Genomic DNA, 7618 nt, shown 5'->3' with positions numbered 1-7618 from the left:
ACCCAGCCTCTTATACGTTGAATGGATGGATTTGTCCAGCGCTCACCGTACATCCAAAAAAGCCGAGTCATTCATATGGTGGTGCCACCCCATAAAAAGGGCTCTTGGCCATATTGAGAATTGCTGGTCTCGGATGGTGTCCAGTTGGCTGTTGAGCAACATGATATGATCGTGCACATCGCGAAAGTAGTTTTCTGCGCCATCTACCTGGGCGGGTACCCGTCCGCCAAACAGTTTGCTGAAGCCGTCTGCCAGAGGGAGTAACGCATGGCGTAACACGTTGCTTTTGTATTTAAAATCATACAGACGCTCCATGTTCTGGCGTGCTTCCTGATTGTGAAACATCACGGTTTCCAGTTGTTCCAGTTCATCATCCAGCATATCCACGACCGGGAAAAACAGGTCGACAATGGCGTCGGACAGGGCATAAAGCACATAAGCAGAGCCGTATTTGAGCAGATGTGGTTCGCGTTCGGCCCGGGCACGGACGCCCAGCAGGGTTTGTTCACAATCCTGACGGACAGAAAGCACAAAATTACTGCCGACAAAAATATTGATCTGGCCCATATGCAGATCATTGCCGTGGTAGGCCGGGGCCTGCAGTATGACAAAGAGATGTTCGTCGTACTCTTCTACTTTAGGCCTTTGCAAGCCATTAAATACATCTTCAACGGCCAGTTCATGCAGATTGAACTGCTTTTGCAGGAGGCGTAGTTCTGGTTCCGTCGCATCTTGCAGGGCGACCCAGACAAAGTTTTGGGCTTGCTGTAAGTGCTGAGGAATTTCCTCCAGTGTGCTGTCTGCGACCTTATGTCCATCATTATATACCACACAGTTGACCAGCATATTTCATACTCCTTTGCGGATGTTGTGGTCGCTTAGCCCGTAAACGACTCCGCCGGAAACGCCAACGGCCATTTCCGGCGGAGAAACAGGGTTCGCAAGCTGCGCGAACCTACCAGCAAAACCCTCAGACCTGGGGTTGCACGCGCGCCTCTTCAATTTTTTCGAGGCTACCACGGGTTTCGACCCGGAAAACCCAAGTCAATATGGCTCCCAGTATTGACGTGCCCACCAGAATGATCAACAAGATTTGGGTGCCAATGGTGTGGAGCAGGATGGGGAACAAAAAGGCCGTCATAACAGCACCAATTTTGGCGAAAGAAGCCGCAAAGCCGGCGCCATAGCCGCGAATGGATGTTGGAAATACTTCGCCTGCCAGCAGGTAAGTCTGGGCGTTGGGGCCGAGATTGGTCATGAAATTGAAAAGCATGAATCCGGCAAAAAGCAGAATAGTTTTGTCACCATCGGGCAGGTTCAAAGAAATGGCCGCCAATCCCAGGCCAACAGCACAGCCGATAAAACCGATGATCTGCAATTTGATGCGACCGGTCCCTTCCACGAAAAAAATGGCAGCAAGCACCCCCAGAATCAACAGCACATCGAGCAGGGCGGTTCCCTTGGCAGAGAGCATCACATTTTGTGCCAGGTCGGCAACGCTATGGACATCCTTGGAAGCACCCAGGGTGGTGGCCAGAATAACCGGGGTAAAAATGCCGATGCCGTAAGTCCCTAAATCCTGAATAAACCAAGGGATGGCGGCGAGAAAAGTAGCACGCCGATTTTTGTCGTTGAAAAGCACAGCAGGGCTGACTTTTTGGTGTTGGTGAGCGTGTTCCCTGTTGAGGACAACTTCCTTGGGATATTGGGGAACCCGCTTGAGCAGGCGGCGGGTTTCTTTTTCCGCTTCTTCCATACGTCCCTTGCTAGCCAGCCAGTGGGGGCTGTCGGTGATAAAAAACCGGCCGACAATCACTAAAATGGCCGGAATAATGGCTGCAGCGTACATCCAGCGCCAGGCATCTACTTCAGGATAAACATCAAGAATAATAATACCGAGACCCGCACCAACAATCGCACCCACAGCCTGGAAGGCAAAGGCGCCAAGAACCAGGCCGCCGCGCCCCTTGCTGGGAACCGCTTCAGAAATGACCAGATGAGCAGTGGGATAGTCACAACCCAAAGCCAGCCCAATCCCAAAGAGACAAATTACCATCCAGAGATAACTGGGGCTTAGGGTGAGACCGATGAGAAACACTACAAAAATCACCATTTCTGCAATGAACATACGTTTACGTCCGAATATATCGGACAGCCCACCCAGCATGGTGGCACCAATCAGGATACCGAAAAGTGCCACGGCAGTGACTACACCTTTTTGTGCGGCCTGCAGGGTGAAGTCCCGGACGATGAGGGGTAAGGCAATACCCGTCATAAAAATCACCAGGCCCTCAAAAAACTTGCCGGCTACGGCAAGGCTCCAGATGCGCCATTGCATGGCCGTCATGGGTGTACCCTTGAGGGACGTGCCATCGGGCCAGGCGGGTGTTTCGTCAATATATTGCTGGATAGTTTTCCCCGAAGGCGGGGTGTGAATTTTTTCTGTGCTCACGGTCAAGTGCTCCTTGGAGTGGATTTAGCCAGCGGATTCCGGTGAATTTTTGTCATTAAAGGGGTTGAGTTCTTGAGAATTGGTCTCGCCATACATGACGTGGGCGCGACTGACCACCAGTCCGTCGACGGGACCAATGGCATGGAGGTCTTTATTGTCGTAGGGAATGACCTGAAGCAGATGCCGCAAGGCATTGAGTCGAGCCCGTTTTTTGTCATTGGATTTGACCACGGTCCACGGCGCATAAGCGGTATCTGTATGGAAAAACATGGTTTCCTTGGCGCGAGTATAATCTTCCCAACGATCCAGGGAGGCGAGATCCATGGGGGATAACTTCCACTGCTTGAGAGGATGCACTTTGCGTTCTTCAAAACGCCGGCGTTGCTCGTCACGAGTCACTGAAAACCACAATTTAACGAGATGAATGCCGCTGTAAATGAGATGTCGCTCAAATTCCGGAACCTGGCGCATGAACTCCTGATAATCGGCTTCATTGCAAAAACCCATGACCCGCTCTACGCCCGCGCGGTTGTACCAGGAGCGATCGAAAAACACCATCTCGCCAGCCGTTGGCAGTTGTTCCACATAACGTTGGAAGTACCACTGTCCCTTTTCTCTTTCAGAAGGTTTGTCCAGCGCAACCACTCTGGCGCCGCGCGGATTAAGATGTTCCATGAAGCGTTTGATGGTGCCGCCCTTGCCTGCCGCATCGCGCCCTTCAAAGATGACGACAACTTTCTGACCGCTGGATTTTACCCAGGCCTGTAACTTGAGTAGCTCTACCTGCAGGCTATATTTATCGTGTTCATAGTCCCGGCGCGTCATCCGGAATTTGTAGGGATAACCGCCGGTACGCCAGTCGTCATTGAGGGCATCGTCCGTGTTTGCGACGTACTTGCTCGGATGGATGGCGCCGCTCTCATGGAGATGTTCCAGGTCTTCCGGGCTGACATCTGAATGAATCACCTGAATAGCGGCATCCAGAGACTGGGCGGCCTGGGGATGGCTGTTAACATAGTCGGTGACGATGGCACTTTGCTGAGCCTGGGCTGCTTCTACGGCTTCATCGATGACGAAATCACGAATGCCTTCAGGGCTTAAATCCGGGGCAATATCTCCCGAGCTGGTGAGACTGTGCGCGCTGCTGTCCGTAAAGATCGGTTGCCCCCGCTGGTTTTGCGCGAGTTTAGAGCTTTCTGCCATGATGTCTCCCGAGAACTAGTTGAAATTCCTGTAGAATAATATCAGGTGAATATGACGCTTTTATGACAATCATTTGATTTTTTTCAACCCGGATGAAATTCCGGCGAGATGCATTTGAATCCGGGTCGGGCGGTTCCGCGTGGGTTGACAGCGCCAGCGGCAGGATGGACCATCACTTTATATCTTTTAGAGAACCTCAATATGGAAATTTTGTTAGCCAATCCTCGTGGTTTTTGCGCTGGCGTTAATCGCGCCATTCAAATTGTGGACCGCGCTCTGGAGCTTTTCGGGGCACCGATTTATGTGCGGCATGAAGTGGTGCATAACCGCCATGTCGTCGAGGACCTGCGTGCTCGTGGGGCGATATTTGTGGAGGAACTGGACGAGGTCCCCGATGCGGCAACGGTGATTTTCAGTGCCCATGGGGTACCCATTGCGGTGCGTCAGCATGCGGCTGTCCGGGGGCTAAGTGTATTTGATGCGACTTGCCCGTTGGTTACCAAGGTCCATATGGAGGTCAAGAAATACAGTCGGGACGGGATGGAAATGGTGCTGATTGGTCATGCCGGGCATCCGGAGGTGGAAGGCACCATGGGGCAGGTGGAAGAAGGCATGATGTATCTGGTCTCCAATGTCACTGATGTGGCTAGCCTGACTCCGCGCAACCCGGAAAAGCTGGCTTATATTACCCAGACAACCCTGAGTATGGATGATACCGCCGAGGTGATTCAGGCTCTGCGGCTGCGTTTTCCACATATTCAGGGCCCCAAAAAAGACGACATTTGTTATGCCACTCAAAATCGTCAGGATGCCGTCAAAACGCTGGCTCCCGAGGTGGATATTTTGCTGGTGGTCGGCGCGCCCAACAGTTCCAACTCCAGTCGTCTGGCCGAGCTGGGCGGAAGACTGGATACACCAACGCATCTGATTGAAGATTCGAGCCAATTGCGTAGGGAATGGTTTGCCGATGTCGGCAAAATTGGAATTAGCGCCGGTGCATCAGCACCGGAAAGTCTGGTGAAAGGTATTATTGACCAGTTACAGGAATGGGGCGCAACTGCGCCGCAGGAAACGGCTGGGGTTGAAGAAAAGGTCATTTTCAGCTTGCCTCTGGCGCTCGTGCAGGCGCAATCCCGTCGGCAGGATGCCGGGCAAGCAACCGGGGACTCCGTCTAATCGATCGAGTCGGGCAGTCTTTGGCCGACCAGTTCGTCTGCCTGTAATTGACGCGGATTGAGTTCTATCGGTTCTGAGACGGATAATTCCTTGTCGTCTGCTGCAGCCTTGAGATCCCGAAACTTTCTGGCGGAGCTGAGAACCCGAACTTCCAGTGAGCCGGTGGCCTTGTTATAGGCATCAACGGCCTGTCCCAGATTTTTTCCTACCCTGCTCCAATGCCCGGCAAGCGTATGGAGACGATCATAAAGTTCTTTGCCCAGCTCGCTGATGGCTCTGGCATTTTCTGCCAAAGATTCCTGCCGCCATCCGTAGGAAACTGCTCGCAGCAGGGCAATGAGCGTAGTTGGGCTGGCAACAATGACCTTTTGTTCGACACCAAATTCAATCAGCGCAGGATCAGCCTGGAGTGCCGCGCTGAAAAATACTTCTCCGGGGACAAAAAGCACCACGAATTCAGGGGTAGGCTGAAATTGTTCCCAATAGGATTTTTTGCTGAGTTGGGTCATGTGCGTGCGCAGTTCTTGGGCATGCTTAAGCAGGAACTGCTGACGTTTTTGCTCATCCTCACTTTCCATGGCTTCCAGATAGGCGTTAAGGGGTGCCTTGGCATCTACAATCAGGCGTTTGCCTCCGGGCAGGCGGACCACCAGATCGGGGCGTTGCTGCCCGGTTTCTGTCTGCACGCTTTCCTGTTCGGCAAAGTCACAGTAGGCCAGCATTCCGGCCATCTCCACGACGCGTTTGAGCTGCATTTCGCCCCAGCGTCCTCGCGCAGCGGGTTGACGCAGTGCCTTTACCAAGGCCGCTGTTTCTTGATGCAGACGGGGCAGATGGTCTTGAACAAGGCCACGTAGTTGTTCATTTAAGGCGCCATAAGCATCAATGCGCATTTTTTCCATGGCATCCATGCGTTGCCCCACTTTTTCCATGGATTCACGAATGGGTTCAATGAGTTGTCCAACGGCTTTTTGGCGGCCATCCCAGTCCGTTTTGGCGTTTTCCTGAAAGCGTTCGAGGTTTTCCTTGGCGAGATCCAGAAAAGATTGATTATTGCGGCGCAAGGCATCGGCAGAAAGGGACTGGAAAGTTTCGGTGAGGCGCTGCCGGGCTTCTTCCAGCAAAGTCAGTTTCTCGTTACTGCGCAGGCGCTCCTGTTCTAGGCGTTCCTGTAATTCTGCCTGCTGACCGCGTATCTGATTGAGATTATGCTGTAACTGATTGATTTCATCTTGGGCATTTTTGAGTGCGCCATTGAGCAAGGGGATCTGCTGGTTTTCCGTTTCTGCCCGAACCCGGCTTTCATTTTGTTTCAGCAGCTCAGATTGTTGCGCCTGAATATGGGCACGCAGTTCGCTGATGACTTGTTCCTGACGTGCCTGGACAGCTGCTGCCTCGTCCTGCTGGCGACCTAAGTTTTGCCGACTCAAAAAAAACAGAATACCCAGACCCAACAGCAGCCCGGCCAGAAACACCAGAAAAAGTTCCCAGATCACATGATCCATCCCATATACATAATGTGTCATGAGGATACGGCAAGTACGCAGGAAAGGCGAAGGGGCTCTCAGTGAGCGGGCTTCGCCAAAGTAATTACCTGATCAGGATTCCAGTTGGGAGGTGCAACTGGGGCAACGCGTAGCCGCCAAAGGGATAGACGAATAGCAAAAGGGGCAACTTTTAGTGGAAATCGGCGCAGCGGGCTTGGGGTAAAGCTTGTTGATGACGCGGACAATGGAAAAAATGACCAGAGCAATGATGAAAAAGCTGATCATCGACATGATAAACAGGCCATAATTAAGAGTGACTGCGCCTGCTTTTTTTGCCGCTGCGAGGGTCAGGTAAGGCCCGGGAGTGCTGCCTTCTTTCAGAATGACGTACAAGTTGGAAAAATCGACCTTGTCGAGCAACAGGCCAATGGGCGGCATGATGATATTTCCCACCAGTGATGTAACTATGGCAGAAAAAGCTGTACCAATGACAAAAGCGACGGCCAGATCTATCACATTCCCTCGCTGCAGAAATGTTTTGAAATCGCCTATAAAACCTTTGAACATAATTTCTCCCTTTTTGATTTATGGGTAGGCAAATATTATAGTTAATTGTAAAGAAAAGAATTTCTACTGACTTTTATCCTACCGAATTTCTCCAGAGATGCCCATAGAGCTTCATCTTAAAAAAGCTTTTGGCGTCGACTGTTTGTAGACGCTTTGATCTGGGTCATTATTTACTAGCGCACGCAAAACTGGTTCACCTGCTTTTTTTCTTGATCCATTTGCTGGTGTCCAGAGGCTTGGGTGCATGCTGCGCCGCCATCTTCGCAGGTCATGGCCCAGCTTTGGGCCAAATCGAAAAAGTGTGCAGCATGGCCTGCGGGTTCCGCGTAGGGGCTGTGGGTGAACAAAGGATGCAGAGCATGAAAATATTGGCTTTCCTCGTTAGCCCATTGGGCAACTGCCTGCCAGCAGGCGGACTGGGCGTTGATCGGCATTTGGGCGCAGCCGATAGCATTATTGCGGGCGTGAAGGAGTGCCCGTTGCCAGTTGGGACAAAACTGCCGTTCGGCAGTAGCACGCTGGCCAGCAATGGCTGCCAGCTGCTGTTCGGCCAGTTCAGCTTTTTGTTGCGCGAGTCGGGCGCTTTGGGTGGCGGCGCTGCTCGTCTGATGGTTGGACTCGGAGGTGGTTACAGTAGCGCAGCCTGCCAGACTGGCAAGGACAAGTAATAACAGGATTTTTGCAGGCATTACGGACTCGCTATTCTACGGATAGTTGTCCGTTATATATCACA

Annotated in this window: 7 protein-coding genes; 1 reads left to right on the top strand and 6 read right to left on the bottom strand. The window is 52.1% G+C overall.

Annotated elements, in window-relative coordinates; all coding sequences use genetic code 11:
• Positions 1-42: 42 nt before the first annotated feature.
• The 3 genes from HJG40_RS03140 to ppk2 all read right to left on the bottom strand — a co-directional run bounded on the left by HJG40_RS03140 (position 43) and on the right by ppk2 (position 3655).
• Positions 43-846: a CorA family divalent cation transporter gene (locus tag HJG40_RS03140; RefSeq protein WP_226856977.1), complete on the bottom strand. Its 804-nt coding sequence runs from the start codon at positions 844-846 to the stop codon at positions 43-45.
• 124 nt (positions 847-970) lie between these two features.
• Entirely contained in the window at positions 971-2452 is a 1482-nt protein-coding gene (locus HJG40_RS03135) for an MFS transporter (protein ID WP_215862845.1), read from the bottom strand.
• A 24-nt stretch (positions 2453-2476) separates the two neighbouring features.
• The gene (gene ppk2, locus HJG40_RS03130; protein ID WP_215862844.1) at positions 2477-3655 is read right to left on the bottom strand and encodes a polyphosphate kinase 2; all 1179 of its coding nucleotides are present in this window, start codon (positions 3653-3655) and stop codon (positions 2477-2479) included.
• 201 nt (positions 3656-3856) lie between these two features.
• On the opposite strand from ppk2, the gene ispH reads away from it, so the two are divergent.
• Complete coding sequence (gene ispH, locus HJG40_RS03125; RefSeq protein ID WP_215862849.1) at positions 3857-4831, top strand: 4-hydroxy-3-methylbut-2-enyl diphosphate reductase; 975 nt, start codon at positions 3857-3859, stop codon at positions 4829-4831.
• On the opposite strand, the gene HJG40_RS03120 is transcribed toward ispH, so the two are convergent.
• From HJG40_RS03120 to HJG40_RS03110, 3 genes are all read right to left on the bottom strand, one after another.
• Positions 4828-6357 carry a DNA recombination protein RmuC gene (locus tag HJG40_RS03120; protein ID WP_226856973.1) on the bottom strand — a complete coding sequence of 510 codons (1530 nt, stop codon included), beginning with the start codon at positions 6355-6357 and terminating at the stop codon, positions 4828-4830. The two genes, ispH and HJG40_RS03120, sit on opposite strands and share 4 nt — an antisense overlap.
• A 72-nt stretch (positions 6358-6429) precedes the next feature.
• The gene (gene mscL / locus HJG40_RS03115; protein WP_215862843.1) at positions 6430-6885 is read right to left on the bottom strand and encodes a large conductance mechanosensitive channel protein MscL; all 456 of its coding nucleotides are present in this window, start codon (positions 6883-6885) and stop codon (positions 6430-6432) included.
• 173 nt (positions 6886-7058) lie between these two features.
• Positions 7059-7574, bottom strand: a complete 516-nt coding sequence (locus HJG40_RS03110; RefSeq protein ID WP_215862842.1) for a hypothetical protein — start codon at positions 7572-7574, stop codon at positions 7059-7061.
• Between the last annotated feature and the right edge of the window lie 44 nt (positions 7575-7618).

Origin of the sequence: Acidithiobacillus concretivorus (assembly GCF_018853445.1) — a bacterium.
Classification (GTDB): Bacteria; Pseudomonadota; Gammaproteobacteria; order Acidithiobacillales; family Acidithiobacillaceae; genus Acidithiobacillus; species Acidithiobacillus concretivorus.
This window is presented reverse-complemented; position numbering and strand designations above follow the sequence as displayed.

Excerpts from the sequence above, each read along its gene's own strand:
- HJG40_RS03140 (WP_226856977.1), bottom strand. The coding sequence starts at position 846 with ATGCTGGTCAACTGTGTGGTATATAATGATGGACATAAGGTCGCAGAC.
- ppk2 (WP_215862844.1), bottom strand. The coding sequence starts at position 3,655 with ATGGCAGAAAGCTCTAAACTCGCGCAAAACCAGCGGGGGCAACCGATC.
- ispH (WP_215862849.1), top strand. The coding sequence starts at position 3,857 with ATGGAAATTTTGTTAGCCAATCCTCGTGGTTTTTGCGCTGGCGTTAAT.
- HJG40_RS03120 (WP_226856973.1), bottom strand. The coding sequence starts at position 6,357 with ATGACACATTATGTATATGGGATGGATCATGTGATCTGGGAACTTTTT.
- mscL (WP_215862843.1), bottom strand. The coding sequence starts at position 6,885 with ATGTTCAAAGGTTTTATAGGCGATTTCAAAACATTTCTGCAGCGAGGG.
- HJG40_RS03110 (WP_215862842.1), bottom strand. The coding sequence starts at position 7,574 with ATGCCTGCAAAAATCCTGTTATTACTTGTCCTTGCCAGTCTGGCAGGC.